This window comes from Mesorhizobium sp. P160219 (assembly GCF_057786095.1).
The window spans coordinates 5,879,561-5,900,773 of sequence record NZ_JBYNWG010000001.1 but is presented as its reverse complement, the minus strand read 5'-3'; the positions used below and the strand labels follow the sequence as shown (position 1 = coordinate 5,900,773).

The following is a 21,213-nucleotide window of genomic DNA, read 5'->3' as shown; positions in this document are numbered from 1 at the left end:
GTTTCGCAGAAACGGCGAGCCGATCCATTTCTTTGCTTTGGCGCTATTCCCCAGGAAAGCACCACGCTGTTTTGCGGAAAAACTGCAGAGATCAGACATCATTCAAGCAAGAAATTTGCAGATGTCATTCCATCGAAGACGAGGGGAATTCATTGAAGAAAGCAATCTCTGTTGCCGTTGTCTTGTTGATATTGGCTGTGCTTTCAGCCGTGGGGTATGTCTGGCAAAAACACGGCGTGTATGGGCTCAATGCACTTCTTCGCCGCGGCGGAAGCTACTGGATCGCCGTTGCACCCGACTATGCGCGTCTCTCGCCTGCCATGCAGCTTGCGTTGAAATCGGAAATTCCTGATGTGACCGCTGGAGCCAGCTCATGGAATGAAACCGAGCCTGGATTCCAGGTCAGAGAAATCCCCGTCATGGCGGGCGACCGTGAAATTGACCGGCTCTATCTCAACCGTTTCGATCCAGCCAAATTCCGTTTCGTTGCCCGTAACGAGCCCAGTGGTGCCAAGGACATCGACCAGTGGGAAGCGGCACTCAATCCACAAGGCACAGGCGGCACCGTTCTGATCGTCAATGGCAGTTATTTCGGACTGAAGGGCGAAGCCGATACGCCCTTTGTCAGCATGGGTACGAGACTCGGGCCGGATGAATACGATGCCAAGGCCGGCGCCTGGGTCGTGAATGCCTCCGGCACGCATGTGGTCGATCTCAATTCACGTGACTGGCGCGCAATCACGGAGAATGCCGAAAACGCTATGGTTTCCTATCCATTGCTTGTCGGTGAGGACGGCCGCAACAATGTACGCGCCAAGAGCAACTGGTTGGCCAACCGCACCTTTATCGCGGAAGATCGTCAGGGCTGGATCATCGTCGGTTCGACCAAGGACGCTTTCTTCTCGCTGGACCGGCTAGCAAACTTCCTGTTGCAGACCGACCTCGATCTCAAGACGGCGCTAAACCTCGATGGCGGGCCTGTTGCCTGCCTCAGCGTCCGCTCCGGGAACTACCGGTTGAAACACTATGCCAAGTGGGAAGCCCAGGTCGCGGATGGCGACGTCTCACTGCTTCAAGCACCGCTAGATGTGCCCTGGGGATTGCCTGTTGTTCTCACGGTGGAGCGCAGGTAGCAGATCCTGCCCTTGGCAGGGTGGGTCAAAGTACTCCCGATTCCGTAGCTGAAACCGGATGGCATATTCAACCTTGGCCGCTCATGTTCACGCAATCTGACCCGGAATACCCTACGATTTCGGCGCCAGAATTCGCTTTCTGGCTCATATTCGTCGTCAACATAATTGTGATCGGCGCGGCGTTTCTCGCGTCAAAAAACATTTTCCGTCTCAAATGGTTGCCGCATATCATCACATTCGTCTGGCTTGCTTGCTCACCTATTTTGCTAGCCTTTTTTGCTTTGCCGGAGATGTCCCCTTGTGAGAGCCCCGGCCATGGCGACGGCTTCATTCTTTTGCCAGTTGTCGGAGAGGTAGCAGTGTGTCTGTTGGGGTATGTCTTGGTCGGCGTCGCACATGCTTTTTCGAAGTTAATCTCGCTTATCAGGCGCTGAACGCCACCAGCCCTTCGTCCTTGACGCGGCGGATGGTCAGCGCGGTGCGCACCGTGTCGACATTGGGGGCCGAGGCCAGTTCTTCAATGACGAAGGTCTGGAATGTGCCGAGATCGCTCGCCACGCAATGCAGCAGGAAGTCGGATTCGCCCGAGACCATCCAGGCGTCGCGCACGATCGGCCAGCCGCGAGTGCGCTCGGCGAAAGCTTTGAGCTCCGCGTCGGCTTGGTGATGCAGGCCGATCAGGCAGAAGGCGACGACATCCATGCCGAGCGCCGGCGCGTTGAGCAAGGCGCGATAGCCTCTGATGATGCCGGTTTCCTCCAGCCGCCGGACACGGCGCAGGCAGGGCGGGGCGGAAATGCCGACACGGCTCGACAGTTCGACATTGGTCATGCGCCCGTCGGCCTGAAGCTCGCGCAGAATCTTCCAGTCGATGGCGTCGAGGTCGGCTTTCAGGGGCATGGCGGTCTCGGCTTAGCGCAAGAATCTTTCGCGCTCTCGTCCTTAAACGACTTTTGTGTCGATGCCAGCCCTTTGGTCGGGCGATTTCGCAACCGTAACGAAAGCGGCCATTGCGCGAATAAGGCTGTAGGCCGAAGCTTTCCGGGGACGACGGCCTGATCGTCTTGCTGGTGTGGTTGGCAACCCTTACATTGCCAGCAACATTTCACGTCGTTTCCAAGGCACACTCGATTGTCTGCCCCGCAGAGGCTTTAGATGACCACCAAGCACGCGCCTGTCCTTATCATCGGTTCCGGCCCGGCCGGCTATACCGCCGCAGTCTACGCCGCGCGCGCCATGCTCAAGCCGATGCTCGTAGCAGGCTTGCAGCAGGGCGGGCAGCTGATGATCACCACCGATGTCGAAAACTATCCGGGCTTCGCCGATCCGATCCAGGGCCCGTGGCTGATGGAGCAGATGCTGAAGCAGGCCGAGCATGTCGGCACCGATATCATCAACGACATCATCACCGAGGTTGAGCTCAATGTGCGGCCGTTCCGCGCCACGGGCGATTCCGGCACCACCTACACGGCCGACGCGCTGATCATTGCCACCGGCGCGCAGGCGAAATGGCTGGGCATCCCCACCGAACAGACCTTCATGGGCTTCGGCGTGTCGGCCTGCGCCACCTGCGATGGTTTTTTCTATCGCGGCAAGGATGTCGCTGTCATCGGCGGCGGCAATTCGGCGGTGGAGGAGGCGCTCTATCTTTCCAATCTGGCGAAGAGCGTGACCGTCATCCACCGGCGCAACGATTTCCGCGCCGAGCGCATCCTGCGTGAGCGGCTGTTGAAAAAGGACAATGTCCGAGTCATCTGGGACACGATCGTCGACGAGATCACCGGCCGGCCCGGCAAGACGCCGCTGCCGCCTTCGGTCGAAGGGCTGAAGCTCAGAAATGCGGTGACCGGCGAGGTCAGCCATCTCCAGGTGGACGGCGTGTTCGTGGCGATCGGCCATGCGCCGGCGGTGGAATTGTTTGTCGGCAAGCTGAAGCAGAAGCCGAACGGCTATCTGTGGACGGCGCCGAATTCGACCCGCACGGACGTTCCCGGCGTGTTCGCCGCCGGTGACGTGACCGACGATATCTACCGTCAGGCGGTGACCGCCGCCGGGCTCGGCTGCATGGCCGCGCTCGAGGCGGAAAAATACCTGGCCGGCATCGAGGTGCACCGCGAAGCGGCGGAATAAAATCTATCAAGACGGCGTCGCAAGCCGTTCAAAAGCCTGATTTTTCATTCAGACGCCAAAAACAGAACGAGGGGAACTCAATGGCGTTGGACTGGGACAAGCTTCGCGTGTTTCACGCAGCGGCGGAGGCTGGGTCGTTTACCCATGCCGCCGAGACTTTGCACCTGTCGCAATCGGCGATTTCACGCCAGGTCAGCGCGCTCGAACATGATGTCGGGGTGCCGCTGTTCAATCGCCATGCCCGCGGCCTGGTGCTGACCGAGCAGGGCGAAATGCTGTTCCGCACGGCGCATGACGTGCTGATGAAGCTCGAGACCATCAAGTCGAAGCTGACCGAGGCCAAGGACCGTCCCTCAGGCGTGCTGAGGGTAACGACCACGGTCGGGCTCGGCGCCGGCTGGCTGACCGAGCGGGTGCAGGAATTCATCGAGCTCTATCCGGAAATCAGCCTGCAGCTGATCCTGGCCAATGAGGAACTCGACCTCACCATGCGCCAGGCCGACTGCGCGATACGGCTGCGCCAGCCGCAGCAGCCCGACCTTATCCAGCGCCGCCTGTTCACCGTGCATTTCCACCTCTATGCCTCGCCGTCCTATGTCGGCAAGCACGGCAAGCCGACCTCGGTCGCCGATCTGAAGAACCATCGCATCGTCACTTTCGGTGTGCCGGTGCCGTCGCATCTGTCGGAGCTGAACTGGCTGGAAACGATCGGCGATTTCGACGGTGGGCAAAGGGTGCCGACGCTGCAGATCAACGACATCTTGTCGATCAAGCGCGCCGTGCAGGGCGGCGCCGGCATCGCCATGCTGCCCGACTACGTGATCTCCAAGGAATCGGATCTGGTGCAGCTTTTGCCGGAGACCGAGGTGCCGTCCTTCGACACCTATTTCGCCTATCCCGATGCAATGAAGAACCAGGCCAAGCTGCACGTCTTCCGCGACTTCATCATCGCCAAAGCGCGCAGCTGGTCATTTTAAACATGGCCTTGGGAGGTGCTGGTCACCCCCCGCCACGGCGTCAGCCGTGGCAGCCAGCCGGGAACATTGCGGCGGTAGGTCTCGTATTCGCCACCGTAGCGGCGGGCGAGAGTCGGCTCCTCATAGAACCTGACGAAAGAGCCCATGACGATCGCGCCGATGGCGGCATAGGCAGCGACGCTCCAGCTTGAAAACAGCAACGCCTGGCCCAGGATGATCGACAGTACTGCGACATACATCGGGTTGCGGACATGGCGGTACACGCCGCCGATCACCAGTCTCTCGGTGGGCGCGACAGGCGCCGGCGTGCCGAGGCCTTCGAGCGCGAAGCGGGCAAAGGAATGGACGAGCAGGGCGATGGCCGCGACAATCAGGATGGAGCCGGCCGGCACGAAGCCGGGCACCGTCGACAGCGGCAGACGGTAGCGGTCCGTGAGCAGCCAGGGCACCAGCCCGGCGACGACACAAGGTGCGGCGATGAAGAAGACCGCGCTGCCGGCGATCGCCTGGGGTGTCCGCATGTCAGGTCTCCCTTCTTCCGGCCGACCCTTCCCATCCCGCTGCCGCAAAAATAAACGCCTGTTGCCCGATTCAACGTCATTCGGCTTTTTGCCCGCGAGCGCGAGAATCAGCCCGACTTGCGGTTCTGCGAAGGCAACAGCACGGTCGCGCCATTCATTTGGCAACTTTTCGTGGTCTTATGGCCCCTAGACATGGGTTAGTCCACAGCCTGTACCTTTTTGCATGCGTGTGTTGCAAAATAGATGCTTGTTTCTTGGGCATGAACAGCACATATATAGATCATCTCCTGGGCGCGTTCTCCTCCCATTAGCGCCCTCGAGTGTTCCCCTCTGGAGGTTAGCCTTAACAGGCACTTCCAATCAAACTCAGCCGGATCTTCATTGATCCGGCTTTTTTGTTTCCGGGCCTGCCGTAGCCAGCGAAAAATCGAGCAAAATCGCCGCGTAACAGTGACATGTAACCTCAGGTAACATGCCGCAGGCGCGATTCATCGTTTAAGCAGATCATAGGACGCGGTGTGGTTCGACCGGGAGATGGGGGCATCACTCGGAAGATCCGGGCTCAGGCAGCTACCGCGTCCGAACCTATTCGTCTGTCAGTGCCGTATGGCGCGGCGGATACGTGCGGCGGACCTGCCGTTTTCCTCCCAAGAAGACGGTCCGCAATAAGAGCGGCGTCCGGGTCATCCGGGCGCCGTTTTTTGTGCGGATCATCCTTCGGCCTGTCAGGCAGCCTTGCCGTTGGCGTTCATCGCCTCGTCGGCCAACCGTCCGGTCAGCTCGGCCATGTGATCGAAGGCGCAACGATAGCTGGCGACGCCGGAGGTCGCCGAGCGCAGTTCGATGATCAGGTCGCCGATCTCGGCCTGCGGCATGGTCGCCTCCACGACATCCCATCCCGGCCAGTCAGGCCGCGCGTCGTAGCCAAGGATCTGCCCGCGCCGTTGCGGGATCAGCGCGATGATCTTCGAAGTGGCTTCGGACGGCGTGACGATCTCGACTTTCATGACCGGCTCGAGCAGCACCGGCGAGCAGGCCGCCATGCCTTCCTTCATGGCCAGCTTGGCCGCCATCTGGAAAGCCATGTCGGAGGAATCGACGGCGTGGTAGGAGCCGTCGGAGAGGTTGACGGCGACATCGACGACAGGGAAGCCGAGCGGGCCGGATTTCAGATAATCGCGCACGCCGGTTTCGACCGACTGGATGTAGGTCTTGGGCACGACGCCACCGGTGATGGTGTCCGAGAACTGAAAGCCGGAGCCGCGCGGCAGCGGCTTGATCTCGATCACCACATCGCCGAACTGGCCATGGCCGCCGGACTGCTTCTTGTGGCGGCCGCGCTGCTGCACCGTCTTTCGGATCGTCTCGCGATAGGGGACGGCAGGCGCATGGCCTTCGACCGGAATCTGATTCTTGCCTTCCAGCCGCTCGCGCACGACCCGCAGATGCATCTCGCCATGGCCGGACAGCACGGTCTCGGCCGAGTCCTGGTTGTGGCGCAAGGTGAGCGAGGGATCTTCCTCGGCCAGGCGCTGGATGGCCGCCGACATCTTGACCTCGTCCTTGCGCTCCTTCGGCCGCAGCGCAAAGGCAAAGACCGGCTGCGGCGGCGTCAGCGTGACCAGCGGCTTGATACCGCCCTTCCTGGAGCTCAACGTCTGGCCGGTCTTGACCTCGTCCAGCTTGCCCAACGCCACCGTGTCGCCGCCCTTGGCAGCGGTGAGCTTGGACTGGTCCTTTCCGAGCATCTTGTAGATGCCGGAGACCTTCGCCGTCTCGCCATTCGACAAATAGAGTTCGGCTGCATCGGCGATCTGGCCAGAGAGTACGCGCGACACGGACAGCTTGCCGCCATGCGCGGTGTGGATGGTCTTCATCACCTGGACCACGGTGTGATTGCCGTCGGGGACGCCGAGCCGTTTGCGCGTCGCCTCGACATCCGGTGCATCATGGCGGATCGCCTTCAAAAGGCGCAGCACGCCGTTGCCTTTTTCGGCGGTGCCGATCAGCACCGGCGTTATGGCGCCGGCGCGCAGGTCGGCGGACAGATCGTCGAAGACCGCGTCTTTCGGCGGCTCGATCTCCTCCAGTAACTGCTCCATCAACTGGTCGTCATGGTCGGCAAGCGTCTCCAGCATGGAGAAGCGAGCCTCCAGTTCGCGCGCCTTGTCGTCAGTTGGAATTTCGGCAACCTGGCTTTCGGCATATTCGCGGTAGATGTAGGCGCGCTCCAGCGCCAAGTCGATCGAACCGATCACCACATTGTCCTTGCGCAGCGGGATCTGGCGCAGCAACAGCGGCGCCGCGCTCGTCGGCTGCAGCATCTTCAGCGTATCGCGTACGCCGGCAATTGCCTTGTCGACCTTGTTGAGGAACAGGATGCGCGGCACGCCGAGATCGTCGAGCTTGCGCATGATGAGCTGCAAGGCTGGGATCTTCTTCTCGTCGGCCTCGGCGACGACCACCGCGAGATCGCAGGCTGCCAGCACCGGCTCGGCCTCGAAGGAGAATTCGATCGATCCGGGACAGTCGACGAAGGTGATCTGCTCGCCCATGAATTCGGTGGTGGCAAAGGTCGCCTCGACGCTCATGGCGTGCGCCCGCGCCTCGGGCGAATGATCGGAAACGGTGCTTCCCGATGAAACGGGATTTTGGCGGGGGATGGCGCCCGTACGGGCGAGGATGGCTTCGAGAAGTGTCGTCTTACCGCTTGCAAAGGGACCGACTATGGCAATGCATTTCGGTCCCGTGCGTCGTCCTCCGGCGCGAGTACCCATGGCTGACCTCCACTCAGGCTTGGCCCTTGGAGTGCGATCAGCAAAAGTGGAAACGGTTTTGCGCCGATCGCACCCTGTCGTGAGCGGCGGCCGGCCTGTTCGACCGTCGCGGGGCGGGGTTGTTTCTCTTAGCCACCTGCCCAAGCCCATCGTCCCACGGGTTAGCCGGCAGGGCAAGGAAAATAGGAATCCGGTGCGCCGTCAGGCGGCCGAGGCAAGACCCCGGGATCAGAACCGTCCGGCGATTTCAGCTTGCCTGGGTGCGGCGCGTGGGCGTGGCGGCTGCACTCTGCTTCACCACCATCTCGGCGTAGCGCGACAGCAACGGGTTGAACAGGTCTGGGCGTTCCCAGAACGGTGCATGGCCGGCGCCTGATATGACATGGCATTGTTCCCACAGCAAGCCATAGGCCACCGTCTCGAAGTAACTCAGCCGCACCAGCGGATCATGCTCTCCATTGATCACCGCAACCGGGAACGGGGCGTGCTCGACCACCTGTTTCTGGTCGGCGCCCTTGCCGGCAAACATGCTGCGCGCCACGCCGGCGCGAAGCCTGCCGTCGGTGCGCCTTATGGCTTCGCGGAAAGACGGACTGGCGGTATCGCCGAAGCAAAGCGCCTCGAAGCGCTCGATGTCGCGTTCGGAGTAGACCTTCTTGGAGGCCAGCAGCATGTCCCAGTTGGCGTGAAAGCCGCGCAGCATGCCAAGCGGCCCCCGCGACACCGGCGGCGCTCCGGTCAGCACCAGGCCGCTGACCGCATGGTGAAAGCTGGCCAGTTCGACCGCCACATGGCCGCCGAGCGACCAGCCGAAGATGATGGCGTGGCCGATGCCCAAAGCGTCGAGAAGCCGGGCTGTGGTCTGGGCAAGGCCGGTAATCGTATAGGCGGTCGCCGGGTCGCGGGCATCGGAGGACTCGCCGTGGCCGGGAAGGTCGAAGGCGATCAGCCGATGGCCGTCGGCAAGCGGGCTATCGAACTGACGGGCAAACACGGCGCGCGAACTGCCCGACCCATGGATCATGACGATGGGCATGCCGGACCCAGACGACTGGCTGAGGCGCAAGTCGGCCTGCGGCGTGCGGATGGTGCGGTGAGTGATGCTCATGCTGGATTAGACCTTGAGATTTGCCTGACCGCCAACATCGCATCGCTGGCTCTATATGTTCTTTAAACATGTGGTTAAGAAAGGATTTCTAAAGAGATAGCCGGCACGATCGCTGGCTCCATGGCAATCACGCGCGGAATCCCGACAATGGAACCAGTCCTTGATCTTCTTGTCTCGATCTGCAGCATCGCGACGCTTGGCCAATATGTCTGGTCGATGCGGGCGCATTTCCAATCGCAGGCGATGTCTCCAGGCGCCATGGTGATTTCGGCGGCGGTCATCGCCACGGCGCTGTTCCTTCTCGCCATCCTTTGGATCCAATCGCAGCCGGGTTCGGCAAAGCTCACCGGACTTGCCGTCGAACTGGCGAGCTCTGCCCTGTTCTGGTGGGCGATTGTCACGTCGCGCAAGGCGCGATTGCGCTTCGCCTTCGCACCCGACGATCCACACAGCCTGCTGACCGACGGCCCCTACGGCCATGTCCGCCACCCCTTCTATACGTCCTACATCGTCTTCTGGATCGGGTGGGGGATCGCGACCTGGTCGATCTGGGCGGTGGTGCCGATCGCCGGAATCGCTATCCTCTATGTGTTTGCGGCGCTGGACGAAGAGAAGAAATTTTCGCGCACGCCGCTGGCCGGAGCCTACGCGGACTATCGCGTACGTGCCGGCCTGTTCTGGCCCCGGCTGGGGTGGTAGCCGGCACCGGGGCAGGGTAGGTTCTGCCAAACTTAGGGATCACCAGAGATGAAGATCATTGCCTGCGGCAGCGTGCCGACCATCATCGCGCCGGACCAGTATTTCACCGGCCGCGTGCTGCAGACGCCCATCATCGAGAAGGAAGCGCCGGCCCGGCTCAGAGCCACGCTGGTCAGCTTCGAGCCCGGTGCGCGTACCCACTGGCACACGCATCCGCTCGGCCAGACGCTTTATGTCACTGCGGGGGCCGGCCTTGCGCAGACATGGGGCGGGCCGATCCAGCAGATCAAGGCGGGCGACGTGATCTCGTTCGAGCCCGGCGAGAAGCACTGGCACGGCGCGGGTCCAAAGACGACAATGACCCACGTCGCCATGCAGGAAGCGCTGGACGGCGTCCATGCCGATTGGATGGAAGCGGTCACCAGCGAGCAGTGTGGCGGCTGAGGTCTGCTCCTGACAAAAAACCCGGCTCGAAGCCGGGTTTCACGTCTCGGTGCCGCCAGTTCAGGTCAGCGATGCCGTGAACCGCTGGATGCGGGCGCAGGCTTCCTCCAGCAGCGTCTCCGACGTGGCGTAGGAGATGCGGAAGTTGGGGCCGAGGCCGAAGGCCGAGCCGAACACCACTGCGACACCCTCGCCTTCGAGCAATTCGGAGCAGAAAGTCTCGTCGGTGTCGATTATCTTGCCGGCTTTGGTCTTCTTGCCAATCAGCTGGGCGCAGGACGGGTAGACATAGAAGGCGCCTTCCGGCGACGGGCAGGTTATGCCGCGCGCCTGGTTGAGCATCGACACGACGAGGTCGCGACGGCCCTGAAAGATCGCCTTGTTCCTGGCGACGAAATCCTGCGGGCCGTTGAGCGCCTCGACCGAGGCCCATTGCGCGATGGTGCAGGCGCCCGAGGTCTGCTGGCCCTGGATCATGTCCATCGCCTTGATCAGCTGGACGGGACCCGCGGCATAGCCGATGCGCCAGCCGGTCATGGCGTAGGCTTTCGAGACGCCGTTCATGGTCAGCGTGCGCTCGTAGAGTTTCGGCTCGACCTCGGCGATCGTCCTGAAGACGAAGTCGCCATAGGTCAGGTGTTCGTACATGTCGTCGGTCAGTGTCCAGACATGCGGATGCTTCAAGAGCACGTCGGCCAGCGCGCGCAGCTCGGCTTCCGTGTATGCGGCGCCGGACGGGTTCGACGGCGAGTTCATCAGCAGCCATTTTGTCTTCGGCGTGATCGCCTTTTCCAGCGCGGCGGGAGTGAGCTTGAAACCATTGTCGATCGAGGTGTCGGCGAACACCGAGGTGCCGCCGCAGATCGCCACCATTTCGGGATAGCTCACCCAATAGGGGCGGGGGATGATGACCTCATCGCCTGGGTTCAGCGTCGCCATGAAGGCGTTGAACAGGATCTGCTTGCCGCCGGTGCCGACAATGGTCTGCTCGGGCTTGTAGTCGAGATTGTTCTCGCGCTTGAATTTTTTCGCGATCGCCTCGCGCAGCGGCGCGATGCCCGAAACCGGCGGGTATTTGGTCTCGCCGCGGCGGATCGCCTCGATCGCCGCATTCTTGATGTTGTCGGGCGTGTCGAAATCCGGTTCGCCAGCGCCGAGGCCGATAATGTCGCGGCCGGCATTTTTCAGCTCGCGGGCTTTCTGCGTCACCGCGATGGTGGCGGAAGGCTTTACGCGGGCAAGGGCGTCGGCAAGAAAGGCCATGACCAGATATCTCCAGAGGGGTCGGCGCAACCGCAAACAGCTGCGGCGCTTCTCATGTCGCATCGACCCGGCAAGTGCAAGCATTGTCGGATGAGCCAGGGCTCAAGGACCTGTGAAGATGCCTTTTTGGAGCGCGTGCATGACGGTTTCACTCTGCGTTGCGGGCTCTGCAATCGACGCCTATCCCCAGCAAGACTAAATTCATCAACGGCCGCTAAAACCTTTGACGGCAGGATCGCCAGCCATTTCGCCTGTCTCGCGGAGCGAGGGACCCTTGTCGCGCAGCACCGGGCTTGCCCACATCATCCGTCACGATGACGGCACCGTTTCAGGTGTCTGGGGTCCCTACACGCTGCAGAGCGCCTTTCAGCCGATCTTCGCCTTCAAGGAGAGCAAGCTCTCGATCGCAGCGTTCGAGGGGCTGATCCGGCCGTTTCGTGACGGCGAGCCGCAATCGCCAATGAACTTCTTCCGCACCTGTCCGGCCGGCGACCGCCTGCACATCGAGGCGCTGACGCGCACGCTGCATTTGCTCAACGCCGGCGCCTGCCTGCCGCAAGAAGCTTCGATCTTCGTCAATTTCGATCCGTCGGTGTTTACCGAGCGCTCCATCGCCGATAACGCGCTGCGCGACATGCGGCTGGTGCTGCACGAAGCCGGGATCGATCCGCGCCGCATCGTGTGCGAGGTGACCGAGCAGAAGTCGGCGTCGCAGGAAACGCTCTACAGCTTTGTCGAGGCGCTGCGGGCCAATGGCTTTCGCATTGCCGTCGACGATTACGGCGCCGATGAATCCGACATCAACCGCATCAAGGAGCTCAAGCCCGACATCGTCAAATTCGATGCGCACTGGATCACGCAGCTCATGGAATCCGGCGCCGGCTTTGCCCTGCTGACTGCCATGGTGACGAACTTCGAACTACAGGGCATCCGCACCGTGTTCGAAGGCATCGAGGAAGGCTGGCAGCTTGAATTGGCCGAGAAATCCGGCGCATCGATGGTGCAGGGCTTCGTGCTGGCGAAGCCGGAACTGGCGCCGACCAGCTTTCGCGCTTTCGGCAGGGATGGGCAGCCGTCTGTCGCGGCGGCCGAGCCTGGCAAGACGCCTGCCGGCCCGACTGCAGCGCCTCCGGCGCGGCCGGGCAGGGTGTTCGGGCGCAGGACCGGGCCATGACCGGGCAGCGCGAGAGGCGTCGCGATATCGGCGAAGCGATCTTTGCCGACGAGGTCGGCATCGAATACGGCGTCTACGGCACGTTCCGGCTGAAGAGCGCCTACCAGCCGATCTTTGCGCCACGCGGCGGCGCGTTGGCCGCGGTTGCAGTCGAGGCGCTGATCGAACCGCAGCGCGCTTCCATGCCGGTTGCACCCGCCATGTTCTTCGACAGTGTTGCGCCGGGCGACCGCCTGTTTGTCGAGACGATGTGCCGGATGCTGCATCTGAAAAACTTCCGCAACATCGGCGTCGACGGGCTCGGCCTGTTCTTCAATTACAACCCGATGATCAACGATCATCTCGGGCGGGCGCTGGCCGAGATCCGGCTGATGACGCGGCATCTCGGCGATCTCGACCTGCATGCCGCCATGCTGGTCTGCGAGATCACCGAACAGGCGGCCGACGATAATGTGCTGGCCCCGCTGGCGCGCGAGATGCGGCGCCACGGCATCCGCATCGCCATCGACGATTTCGGCACCGGCCACTCGACCGCGGAGCGGATGAACCTGCTCCAGCCGGATATCGTGAAGATCGACGGCGGCTGGTTCGCCGAATTCTGCCGCCACGCTGCCGCCGAGCGCTTCTTCCGGCCGCTCGTCTCGTCGCTACACGATCGCGGCGCCAAGGTGCTGGTCGAAGGCATCGAGCAATCCGTGCATCTGCGCGTCGCGCTGGATGGCGGCGTCGACCTGCTACAGGGGTTCCATCTCGGCCGCCCGGCGCTGGCCGGCACGATCTTCAACCGGGAGCCGCTGTCGATCGAGGCGCTGCTTGGCGCCGACAACAAGGTGGTGCCGCTGCATCTGCGGCGCTGATTTGTGCTCGCGCTTGCCGCCGCTTCGCGGCTCGTTCCGGACCGGACGCCAACGGGCGCGATGCCCGGTTGGGCTTGCGGCCTTCGGCCGTAGCGCGCATTCAAAGAGGGCGAACTCGGCCCGCGTGAAGTTCAGCCAAAGCCTGCTCGGCAAACTTATCCAGCCGGCCAGCCTTGGCGTCCGCCTCGATCTGCACATCCCACACCTCTGCCTGATACGCTGCGAACCATTTGGTAAAGGCCTTTAGTTCTTTGGTCTTCAGGGCTGCGATGGATCTTTCAATCTGTTCGAGCTTGGTCATGGGGCGAAACTAGCATGGCCATCGTCCAATTCCAGACAAACAAAAAGGCGGGATAAATCCCGCCTTCCCATTTTCGGTAGCCTGATCGGAGCTTTAAGTCCGGGCCGGCAGCTATCTGCTGATCCAGCTTGTCGGGTCTTTCCGCTCCAGCGCGCTTCTCGCGCGACCGTCAGTACATCCGTGACTTGCCGCGCGCCCCGAACTCTCGTCCGGCGCGCGCTATCGCAAAATCAGGCTGCCTTGCTCAGAGAACCAGCGGACGACTTGCCTGTGCGGCGGTCCTGCTCGATCTCGAAGTTGATTTTCTGGCCTTCGACCAGGGTCGACAGTCCAGCGCGCTCGACAGCGGAGATGTGAACGAAAACGTCCGCACCGCCCGAATCAGGCTGAATGAAGCCGAAGCCCTTGGTGGCATTGAACCACTTGACCGTACCAGTTGCCATATGAATAGTCCTCGCATTTGCTTTGGTTTGACCGAACCGAGGTTCAGCCGGTTTGTATCGAGATTTTGGAGATAGACGTCAGCAAACGCGAAGATCGCGAGGCCCGGATCGATCGGCCGAAATATCAATGGAGCTGATATAGGCGGGTTTCGCACCAAAAACAAGATGGCTCGAAAAATGGCGTTGCGGTGGCGCCGCCCAAAGGCCGCCCCAATCGCATGAAAGCGTCGAGCAATCGGGAAGATCGGGACGCCCGACGGCGTTAGTCCGGTTTTGGGAGACTGTCATGAAAACGGTTGTGAAAACCATTCTGCTTGCCGCCTGCCTGACGCTGGCGGCCGCCGAGGCGCAGGCGATCTCGCGCTACGACCCCACTCGTATGAGCTGCGACAGGGTGCAAGGCACGATCGCCCGCCAGGGCGCGGTCATCCTGCGCTATCAGTCCAGGCGCGTGCCGGGGCTGCCGCTCTTCGACCGCTATGTGCAGAGCCAGCAATTCTGCAATGTCGGCGAGGTCAGGAAGCGCGCCTATGTACCGAGCGCCGATACCGAATCCTGCCCGGTCTATCTCTGCAAGCGGATCGAGAACGACCATTTTCACCGCCGCTTCCTGCGCCGTCGCTAGCCGCGCCGGTTTCTGATCTTCAGAACCCGAACGAGACCTGCGCCGCCGGCGGCGGGCCGACGCGCACGCCTTCCATGGCCAGCATCTTTTCCTTGGTGGCCGAGCCGCCGGGCGCCGAGAAGCCGCCGATCTTGCCGCCCGCGGCTAGTATCCGATGGCAGGGGATGACCAGCGGCACCGGGTTGGCGCCCAGCGCTGCCCCGGTTTCGCGCGGCAGGCCGGCTTGGCCGGCGCGCTTGGCCAGTTCGCCATAGGTGGTGGTTTCGCCGTAATGCAGTTTTCGCGCCGCGTCGTAGATGGCGAGACGGAAGTCGTCGACGCCGTCGAGATCGACCGGCACACCGGAGAAATCGACGTCCTCGCCTGAGGCATAGGCCTTGATCGAGGCGATGAGCTCGACCACCCATTGCGGCTGCCCAATGTTCGCAGTCGTATTGGCGGCAACACCGGCATGCCGCATCAGCCGGCGTTCCACCGCTTCGCGGCTCCTTTCGGGCAGGCAGAGCCGGATCAGGCCCTTTTCGCTCCAGGCGATGCCCATGAAGCCGATCACTGTTTCTAACACTGCGTGGCCGGCTGTGATCGAAGATGCCGTTTCCATGATGCGCTCCTTTCCGCAAAGTGGCGAAAACCGGGATGCCGACCGGTACATATGCAGAACAATATGGCATCTGAGCCCGGCTCTCGCCACCCGAAAACCACCAGATGGTCCCGATTGCCCACCAGGAATCGCTGGTGTAAGGACTTCTTAACAACCGACAAATCGGACCCGCGCGGCTTGCCAGCAAAATTCAACCTTTTCGCGATCTCTGTGATCGTCGGCGCAGCTGCCCTCAGCGGCTGCCAATCGACCTCGCAGATGAAGGCTACGCCTGCGCTGACCGAAACCGCGACCGCTGCCGGCAGCGATGCCGGCTTCACCGTGCCGCTGCCCGATACGGTTTCGGTGCTGCCGCAATCCTCGGGCATAACACCCGTCCAGGCGGCCGAAGCAACTCCCGCCACACCAGCACTTGCCGCCGCCCCGCAGCCGGCTGCCGCGACCGCGGCCTTTGCCGGCGCGACGCCCACGGCCCCGGCCCTGCCTGCGGTGATGGCCGCCAACGCTTGGCAGGCGCCTGCGCCTGCCAAGGCCGGACAGCCGGTCGCGGCGCAATATACGACCGCCAGCCTTGTCATGCCGGCGACCGCCAAGGGCGGCCAGAACGCCATGCCCGGCGTGCAGCAGGTAGCCTATGTCGTGCCGCAGAACCCTGCTTCCCTGGGCCAGTTCCCCGCCGCGCCCCTCGGTCTCCCGGAAGAAGAGCATGCGACCGGCATGCGCGGCGACGTCGACCGGCTGATCCAGAAATACGCTGCTCTCTACGAGGTGCCGGTCGATCTGGTGCGCCACGTCGTCAACCGCGAAAGCACCTACAATCCCAAGGCTTACAATAACGGCCATTGGGGGCTGATGCAGATCAAGCACGCGACGGCGCGCGGCATGGGCTATGACGGGCCGGCCAAGGGCCTGTTCGACGCCGAGACCAATCTGAAATACGCGGTCAAATATCTGCGTGGCGCCTGGCTGGTGGCGGGTGGCAACGCCAAGAAGGCCGATTGGCTCTACCAGACCGGCTATTATTTCGACGCCAAGCGCAAAGGCCTGCTCGAGGCCACCGGCCTCGGTGTCGACCGCAAGCGCCGCCGGCTGCAGCCCGACGCCTGAGCGCGATGCCTGAACCGCGCCCGCCGGCTCCAAACGACATCCGGCTGCGCAAGATCCTCGACGAGACGCTCGTTGCACCGCACTGGCCGGCCGGCTTTGCCATGCGCTGCTTCGAACATGGTGACGCGCAGCCCTTGCATGCGCTTTTGACCGAGGTGTTCGACGACGGCACCGACGGCCCGTTCGACGAATGGTGGCCGCGCATATCCAGCGATGCCGAATTCGACCCGGCGCTGTGTTTCCTGGTCATCGACGCCAAGGGACGGCTGGCGGCGGCAGCGCTGTGCTGGACGAGGGCCTTCGTCAAGGACCTCGCGGTCCATCCCGAAGCGCGCGGCAAAGGAATTGGCGAAGCGCTAATGTGGCAGGCTTTCAACGCCTTTCGCGATCGGGGCGCGGCCCATGTCGACCTCAAGACCAACACGGTCGAGAACGCCGCCGCGCTCAGGCTCTACGAGCGGTTGGGAATGATGCCTGTCGCCTGGGAAGGGTAAGGGCTTTTTTCTTGCCGCAATTCCCTGGGGAAAACGCTACCCGCTTTTCCCGGGAAAACCGGTTCCCACCTTTCCTGGAATTGCTCGAGCGCTGTTGAAAACCTCCGGATTGTGAACTGCTTCACATTGGCCGCCGCAACCGGATGCTACCTCACCATCCATGCCTTTCGACCGATGGCGGATCGACGACTGGCAGATGTGGAGGGGCTGCACCGGCATGTGTTCAGCCGCTCCTTGGCGGGTCCCAGGCGGGGGTTTGGGGCCCGCCAGTCGTTTTACGGCAGCCCTCAGATATCGGGCGCATTGCCGATCTTCTTTTTGAGCTCAAGCGCCCAGGCGCGGCCCTCGTCGCCGCCCCACAACAGCCAGGCGATATGGCCGGCCGATGGATTGTCTTCATTGCCGTAATTCTTGCCGCGCTTGTCGACCTCGTGGCGGGCGAAGTAGCTGACCATGCGGCGGATAGTGGATGGCGCCAGCTTTTCGCGGTTCTTGAGTTCCGTCGCCCGCGCCACGCCGATCTCGGTGCCGCCCCGGCCGAATTCTCTTCGCAGCCTCAACCCCTTGGCGGCATTGTCGGCCACCACTTGCGGGCAGCGCAGATCGATCTCTTCATCCTCTTGCATGTGTCTCCCCAGCTCCGGAAATCTAACCTGCAGACGCAATACAGGGAAGTGCAACCGGCTCCCAATGCAGCGCCGTCCATTAGGATCAGCGCGCCATCGGCATCTGCGAGATCCTGTGGAACCTTATGGATTTCACGCCTGAGGGTCGACCGAACTGGAACGAACAGCTGCAATATGGCGAGGCGTGCTGTCCTGAGGTTTGTCCGCCAGGGGCTCGGGACGGCTCTTCGGCAGATGGTCGCTGACGAATAGTTCTCCGGACGCAACCCTGCCGCCAATGCCGCGTTTGATTAGCCGAGGGAAATTTTCAAATCGGAGACCTCAGATGAAAACGCTTCTCACCATTGCCGCCGTCGCCTTGTTCGCCGGTGCCCCTGCCGCCTTTGCGGCCAACTCGACTGCGGTCGCGCCTGCCTTGGCCGCCAGCAAGGTCGATACCCCAACCTTCGTCAAGACCGTGCCTAGCTCCAACGAATTCGAAATCCAGTCGAGCAAGCTCGCGGAGGAGAAATCCAAGGCGGCTGACGTGAAGAAATTCGCCAAGCAGATGGTCAAGGACCACACCAAAGCCGGCAAGGAGTTCAAGGCGGCGCTGAGCCAGGGCCAGACCACCGGTTCGACCAAAGCCGCGGGACCGGCCCTGCAGCCGAAGGAGCAGGCAATGCTCGACGAGTTGAAGAGCGCAAGCGGCAAGGATTTTGACGCCAAGTACATCCAGATGCAGACGGACGCGCACAAGGAGGCCGTTGCCCTGTTCAGCACCTATGCCAACTCGGGCGACGACCCGGCGATGAAGGAATTCGCCAAGAAGACGCTGCCGACGCTGCAGATGCACGAGAAGCACGTGAAGGAACTCGCGGCCGCGCATCAGGGTTGAGGGTTGGTGACTGGCCAGCAATAGCATTCTACGGCGCCCCCTCTGTCCTGCCGGACATCTCCCCCACGAGTGGGGAGATCAGCAGCGTCGGCGCCGTGCTTTTCTACCGACGGTGAAAATTGGCGAAGGCTGAGGCGACAGCCAATCTCCCTGCTTGTGGGGGAAATGTCCGGCAGGACAGAGGGGGGCGCCGTAGAGTGCGACGGCCGATGCCTGCCGTTGGCAAGGCATTGCGGCAAAGTGGCTCTGTGGGTGCGCCGGCAGTGACATACACTGCCGCCACCAATTCAATGGAGCTCCCATGCCCAAGATCGACCTGTCCACCGTGCCTGTCCGCAAGGGCTCCGGCTACCCCGCACCCTTCGACGCCCCTTGCGCCGAGCGCACGCGCCGCCGCCTCGGCGATGCCGGCGGGCTCAGCGATTTCGGCGTCAATCTGATGACCCTCCCGCCCGGTGGCTGGTCGAGCCAGCGCCACTGGCACAGCCATGAGGATGAGCTCGTCTATGTGCTGGAAGGCGAACTGGTGCTGGTCGAGGATGGCGGCGAGACGGTGCTCAAAGCCGGCGACTGCGCGACGTTCGCCAAGAACAGCGGCAACGGCCATCACATGATCAACCGCTCGTCGGCAACGGCGCGCTATCTCGAAGTCGGCTCGCGCAATCCCGACGATGTCATCACCTGCTCCGACATCGATATGATGAGCCCGAGTTCAGATGGCCGGTTCCTGCACAAGGATGGGACGCTGTATCCGGGGCAGGGGTGAGGGCTGGACCATGCTTCGGCGCTGGTGTTCGCTGGGTGGGGGGATAAGTTCCTCACGATTAAAGGTGGCGCCGGCCCCCTCATCCGACCGCTTCGCGGCCACCTTCTCCCCGCTGGGGAGAAGAGGGAAGCGCTGGCGCTGACCGGCTCCTCTCCCCTCGGGGAGAGGTCAGCCGAGCGAAGCGGAGGCTGGGTGAGGGGGCCTTGGCGCCAGCTTGGCAAACAAAGGGAGCATCACCGTGAAAAAAGAAGTCATCGAAGTGCCCGTGATGTCGGCCAAGGTGCGGGCGCTCGGGCTGCCCTGCTCGACGGCGGTGAGGGCCAACGGCTTCGTGTTCATCTCGGCGACGCCGCCGGTGGACATGGTGACCGGCGAGATGGTGCGCGGCGACATCGAGGTGCAGACCGAGGCGTCGCTGAAGGCGCTGAAACACTGCCTGGAAGCGGCCGGCACCTCGCTGGAAAACGTGGTGATGGTGCGCATCTACGCCGTCAATTCCGGCTTCTACAACGCCATCAACCGGGTCTATGCCAGGTATTTCAGCGTCAACCCGCCGGCGCGCAGTTTTGTGCCGGTGGCATCATGGCCGATGGAGTTCGATATCGAGATCGAGTGCGTGGCGGTGGCGTGAGGAGCGGTGGCAGCCGCCGTCTCTGGCGTTCCAATCCGGCCGTGCTATTTTCTATGCGGCCGCCTTATCAGTCTCATCGTTGTCCGCCTTGCTACCCCGCCTAGCTAGCATCGATAGAAGTGTACTCGCGTAGCTTTTGCTTGGAGCATATAAATAATCCTCGCTCATATGATGCTTAAGATGCTCCTTTAACATCTCGATCTTAGTCTGTGTTCGGAGTTCATATCGCTCATCATTGGTTAATTCCATTTCGTCTTGGGAAGCGTAAGAGACGTCAGTGGCAATGATGCTTATTTTGTAGAGGTCCTGTCTCTTGCGGTTGATATTTATAATTTCCGATATTAGACGATATAGAATTGAATAGCACACAGCTAGGACTGATGCCGATATGATCACATACGGTGCTCGTGAGATCAGGAACTCGATGATTCCCATTTGATTATTCTGAAGGAAGAAATCCAATAGTCGCTCAGAGTTTAAAAATAATCTAGCTGTTACTAGTCCAATTATTAAAATTGGCACAGCGCAAATTCCAGTATATAGCTTAATGTTGTTTGTTCCTTGTTTGACATAACCGGCAATTTCGGTTGGAAATAAATTTATGTTATTCTTTAACTCCCTAAGTATCGCCTCTTTGCTGGATATTTCGGAGCTAAGTGCTTTCCTGTCGGCATTTAGCTTGTCAATGTTTAGTTCTATCGCCGTCACGCGCTCGTTGCGCTCGTTCTCAACCGAAACACCAATCGCAATTCGTCTTTCAACCTCGTCAGCTGTGTCGGCTAATTCCTGCACCTTCGCGTTGAGGTCTTTGATTTCGGATTCTCCTGCCTCAATCGCGTCATTTTGGTTGGAGATTTCTAAGCTGTTTTCTTCAATTTTGTTAAACGAGACTTTGGCTTCTTCAAGATAGGCCCTAAGAGAGTTTTCGATTTTTTCCCGCTCGCCTGCAATATCGTCAAAAAGTTTTACGATCGCGGAAAAGTATTTCTGCTCAACTCCCTTAATTTCGATTCTTGTTATGCTTGCCGATTTCCAGAATCGTTCACTCGGCCTAATTCCGAAGCCGTTTACAAATCTATTCGGCTCAAAATTAAAAGATGATCCGTCATATCGTTTCGACTCTTCGGTTCTGCCACCGTTCGACCCGTCTACGAAGCTAATCTCCATTTCATGGTGTTCTTCATAACCGGTCGCAAAAACTTTTATCGAAGTTATATATACGGTATCGACAAGGTCGAAACTGAGCCACTCTCTCTTTGCTTTGAGGAGATTTACTGTATTCTTGTTACCAACCAGCTGAGTGGATTTTCGCGATCGATGCGAAAAGAATGAAATGTCAATTTCCTTTGTAGGAGGAATAGTTGACGCGCTAGCTAGCTCTTGGATTCCAGATAAATCGAGCTGGGTCGGTGGCGCTGGGAGGTCCACTGCAGGCGTTATAGGGGCTTTGTCCGTGGCCATAGAATATCACTTTCGGAAAATCCAAAGTACCATTCTACATAAAGTTGAGTTTCTGAGAAGTTATTTCGCGACCCATTCACAGCAATTGCCGGAGCTATCATTTTGTGTTTTTCTGGTCAATTTCGGTTGTCCAAAATCCTTATAGAGAAAATGGAAACTGCTTGCCATCTCCGAAAGATGTGGTGAGAGCGCCAATTG

At 60.9% G+C, this 21,213-nt stretch carries 24 protein-coding genes; 14 read left to right on the top strand and 10 right to left on the bottom strand.

Annotated features, from left to right (window positions below; translation table 11 throughout):
* The first annotated feature begins 152 nt into the window (after positions 1–152).
* Positions 153–1,133: a phosphodiester glycosidase family protein gene (locus AC3EMP_RS28525; RefSeq protein WP_352712040.1), complete on the top strand. Its 981-nt coding sequence runs from the start codon at positions 153–155 to the stop codon at positions 1,131–1,133.
* 83 nt (positions 1,134–1,216) lie between these two features.
* Entirely contained in the window at positions 1,217–1,567 is a 351-nt protein-coding gene (locus AC3EMP_RS28520; protein ID WP_352712042.1) for a hypothetical protein, read from the top strand.
* On the opposite strand, the gene AC3EMP_RS28515 is transcribed toward AC3EMP_RS28520, so the two are convergent.
* Complete coding sequence (locus AC3EMP_RS28515; RefSeq protein WP_023689719.1) at positions 1,557–2,033, bottom strand: Lrp/AsnC family transcriptional regulator; 477 nt, start codon at positions 2,031–2,033, stop codon at positions 1,557–1,559. The two genes, AC3EMP_RS28520 and AC3EMP_RS28515, sit on opposite strands and share 11 nt — an antisense overlap.
* A 255-nt stretch (positions 2,034–2,288) precedes the next feature.
* On the opposite strand from AC3EMP_RS28515, the gene trxB reads away from it, so the two are divergent.
* Both trxB and AC3EMP_RS28505 read left to right on the top strand, forming a co-directional pair.
* The gene (trxB, locus tag AC3EMP_RS28510) at positions 2,289–3,263 is read left to right on the top strand and encodes a thioredoxin-disulfide reductase (protein ID WP_352712044.1); all 975 of its coding nucleotides are present in this window, start codon (positions 2,289–2,291) and stop codon (positions 3,261–3,263) included.
* An 80-nt stretch (positions 3,264–3,343) separates the two neighbouring features.
* A complete protein-coding gene (locus tag AC3EMP_RS28505; protein ID WP_023671970.1) occupies positions 3,344–4,240 on the top strand; it encodes a LysR family transcriptional regulator in 897 nt (298 codons plus the stop codon).
* On the opposite strand, the gene AC3EMP_RS28500 is transcribed toward AC3EMP_RS28505, so the two are convergent.
* From AC3EMP_RS28500 to AC3EMP_RS28490, 3 genes are all read right to left on the bottom strand, one after another.
* Positions 4,237–4,761 (bottom strand): methyltransferase family protein, encoded by a 525-nt coding sequence (locus AC3EMP_RS28500; protein ID WP_352712045.1) that lies wholly within the window; start codon positions 4,759–4,761, stop codon positions 4,237–4,239. The genes AC3EMP_RS28505 and AC3EMP_RS28500 overlap by 4 nt on opposite strands.
* A 725-nt stretch (positions 4,762–5,486) precedes the next feature.
* Positions 5,487–7,538, bottom strand: coding sequence for an elongation factor G (locus tag AC3EMP_RS28495; protein ID WP_023744324.1), 2,052 nt, complete (start codon positions 7,536–7,538; stop codon positions 5,487–5,489).
* 247 nt (positions 7,539–7,785) lie between these two features.
* The gene (locus AC3EMP_RS28490) at positions 7,786–8,646 is read right to left on the bottom strand and encodes an alpha/beta fold hydrolase (RefSeq protein WP_023671967.1); all 861 of its coding nucleotides are present in this window, start codon (positions 8,644–8,646) and stop codon (positions 7,786–7,788) included.
* 147 nt (positions 8,647–8,793) lie between these two features.
* Between AC3EMP_RS28490 and AC3EMP_RS28485 the strand changes: the two genes are divergently transcribed.
* Together AC3EMP_RS28485 and AC3EMP_RS28480 are read left to right on the top strand one after the other, a co-directional pair.
* Positions 8,794–9,345 carry a methyltransferase family protein gene (locus tag AC3EMP_RS28485; RefSeq protein ID WP_023833501.1) on the top strand — a complete coding sequence of 184 codons (552 nt, stop codon included), beginning with the start codon at positions 8,794–8,796 and terminating at the stop codon, positions 9,343–9,345.
* 48 nt (positions 9,346–9,393) lie between these two features.
* Complete coding sequence (locus AC3EMP_RS28480) at positions 9,394–9,789, top strand: (R)-mandelonitrile lyase (RefSeq protein ID WP_023833500.1); 396 nt, start codon at positions 9,394–9,396, stop codon at positions 9,787–9,789.
* 60 nt (positions 9,790–9,849) lie between these two features.
* On the opposite strand, the gene AC3EMP_RS28475 is transcribed toward AC3EMP_RS28480, so the two are convergent.
* Complete coding sequence (locus AC3EMP_RS28475; RefSeq protein ID WP_023671964.1) at positions 9,850–11,052, bottom strand: pyridoxal phosphate-dependent aminotransferase; 1,203 nt, start codon at positions 11,050–11,052, stop codon at positions 9,850–9,852.
* A gap of 274 nt (positions 11,053–11,326) precedes the next feature.
* Between AC3EMP_RS28475 and AC3EMP_RS28470 the strand changes: the two genes are divergently transcribed.
* Together AC3EMP_RS28470 and AC3EMP_RS28465 are read left to right on the top strand one after the other, a co-directional pair.
* Positions 11,327–12,226: an EAL domain-containing protein gene (locus AC3EMP_RS28470; protein ID WP_352443333.1), complete on the top strand. Its 900-nt coding sequence runs from the start codon at positions 11,327–11,329 to the stop codon at positions 12,224–12,226.
* Positions 12,223–13,083, top strand: a complete 861-nt coding sequence (locus AC3EMP_RS28465) for an EAL domain-containing protein (RefSeq protein ID WP_352712048.1) — start codon at positions 12,223–12,225, stop codon at positions 13,081–13,083. The genes AC3EMP_RS28470 and AC3EMP_RS28465 overlap by 4 nt, the downstream gene beginning before the upstream one ends.
* Before the next feature lie 100 nt (positions 13,084–13,183).
* On the opposite strand, the gene AC3EMP_RS28460 is transcribed toward AC3EMP_RS28465, so the two are convergent.
* On the bottom strand, positions 13,184–13,384 hold the full coding sequence (locus AC3EMP_RS28460; RefSeq protein ID WP_352712050.1) for a hypothetical protein: 201 nt from the start codon (positions 13,382–13,384) through the stop codon (positions 13,184–13,186).
* 230 nt (positions 13,385–13,614) lie between these two features.
* Positions 13,615–13,827, bottom strand: a complete 213-nt coding sequence (locus tag AC3EMP_RS28455; protein ID WP_015316174.1) for a cold-shock protein — start codon at positions 13,825–13,827, stop codon at positions 13,615–13,617.
* Positions 13,828–14,125: 298 nt separating this feature from the next.
* On the opposite strand from AC3EMP_RS28455, the gene AC3EMP_RS28450 reads away from it, so the two are divergent.
* Positions 14,126–14,452, top strand: coding sequence for a hypothetical protein (locus AC3EMP_RS28450; RefSeq protein WP_352626150.1), 327 nt, complete (start codon positions 14,126–14,128; stop codon positions 14,450–14,452).
* Between the two features lie 19 nt (positions 14,453–14,471).
* On the opposite strand, the gene AC3EMP_RS28445 is transcribed toward AC3EMP_RS28450, so the two are convergent.
* On the bottom strand, positions 14,472–15,053 hold the full coding sequence (locus AC3EMP_RS28445; protein ID WP_023671959.1) for a methylated-DNA--[protein]-cysteine S-methyltransferase: 582 nt from the start codon (positions 15,051–15,053) through the stop codon (positions 14,472–14,474).
* Positions 15,054–15,230: 177 nt separating this feature from the next.
* Here AC3EMP_RS28445 and AC3EMP_RS28440 point away from each other — a divergent pair, with 177 nt between their 5' ends.
* Together AC3EMP_RS28440 and AC3EMP_RS28435 are read left to right on the top strand one after the other, a co-directional pair.
* Positions 15,231–16,160: a transglycosylase SLT domain-containing protein gene (locus tag AC3EMP_RS28440; RefSeq protein WP_352712052.1), complete on the top strand. Its 930-nt coding sequence runs from the start codon at positions 15,231–15,233 to the stop codon at positions 16,158–16,160.
* Positions 16,161–16,165: 5 nt separating this feature from the next.
* Positions 16,166–16,654 carry a GNAT family N-acetyltransferase gene (locus AC3EMP_RS28435; RefSeq protein WP_352712053.1) on the top strand — a complete coding sequence of 163 codons (489 nt, stop codon included), beginning with the start codon at positions 16,166–16,168 and terminating at the stop codon, positions 16,652–16,654.
* A gap of 287 nt (positions 16,655–16,941) precedes the next feature.
* On the opposite strand, the gene AC3EMP_RS28430 is transcribed toward AC3EMP_RS28435, so the two are convergent.
* Complete coding sequence (locus AC3EMP_RS28430) at positions 16,942–17,280, bottom strand: hypothetical protein (protein WP_023697061.1); 339 nt, start codon at positions 17,278–17,280, stop codon at positions 16,942–16,944.
* Positions 17,281–17,605: 325 nt separating this feature from the next.
* On the opposite strand from AC3EMP_RS28430, the gene AC3EMP_RS28425 reads away from it, so the two are divergent.
* From AC3EMP_RS28425 to AC3EMP_RS28415, 3 genes are all read left to right on the top strand, one after another.
* Entirely contained in the window at positions 17,606–18,157 is a 552-nt protein-coding gene (locus tag AC3EMP_RS28425; RefSeq protein ID WP_352712055.1) for a DUF4142 domain-containing protein, read from the top strand.
* A gap of 301 nt (positions 18,158–18,458) precedes the next feature.
* Complete coding sequence (locus AC3EMP_RS28420) at positions 18,459–18,923, top strand: cupin domain-containing protein (RefSeq protein ID WP_023823444.1); 465 nt, start codon at positions 18,459–18,461, stop codon at positions 18,921–18,923.
* Positions 18,924–19,161: 238 nt separating this feature from the next.
* Positions 19,162–19,554 (top strand): Rid family hydrolase, encoded by a 393-nt coding sequence (locus AC3EMP_RS28415; RefSeq protein WP_352712057.1) that lies wholly within the window; start codon positions 19,162–19,164, stop codon positions 19,552–19,554.
* A gap of 51 nt (positions 19,555–19,605) precedes the next feature.
* On the opposite strand, the gene AC3EMP_RS28410 is transcribed toward AC3EMP_RS28415, so the two are convergent.
* The gene (locus tag AC3EMP_RS28410; protein ID WP_023691530.1) at positions 19,606–21,015 is read right to left on the bottom strand and encodes a hypothetical protein; all 1,410 of its coding nucleotides are present in this window, start codon (positions 21,013–21,015) and stop codon (positions 19,606–19,608) included.
* Between the last annotated feature and the right edge of the window lie 198 nt (positions 21,016–21,213).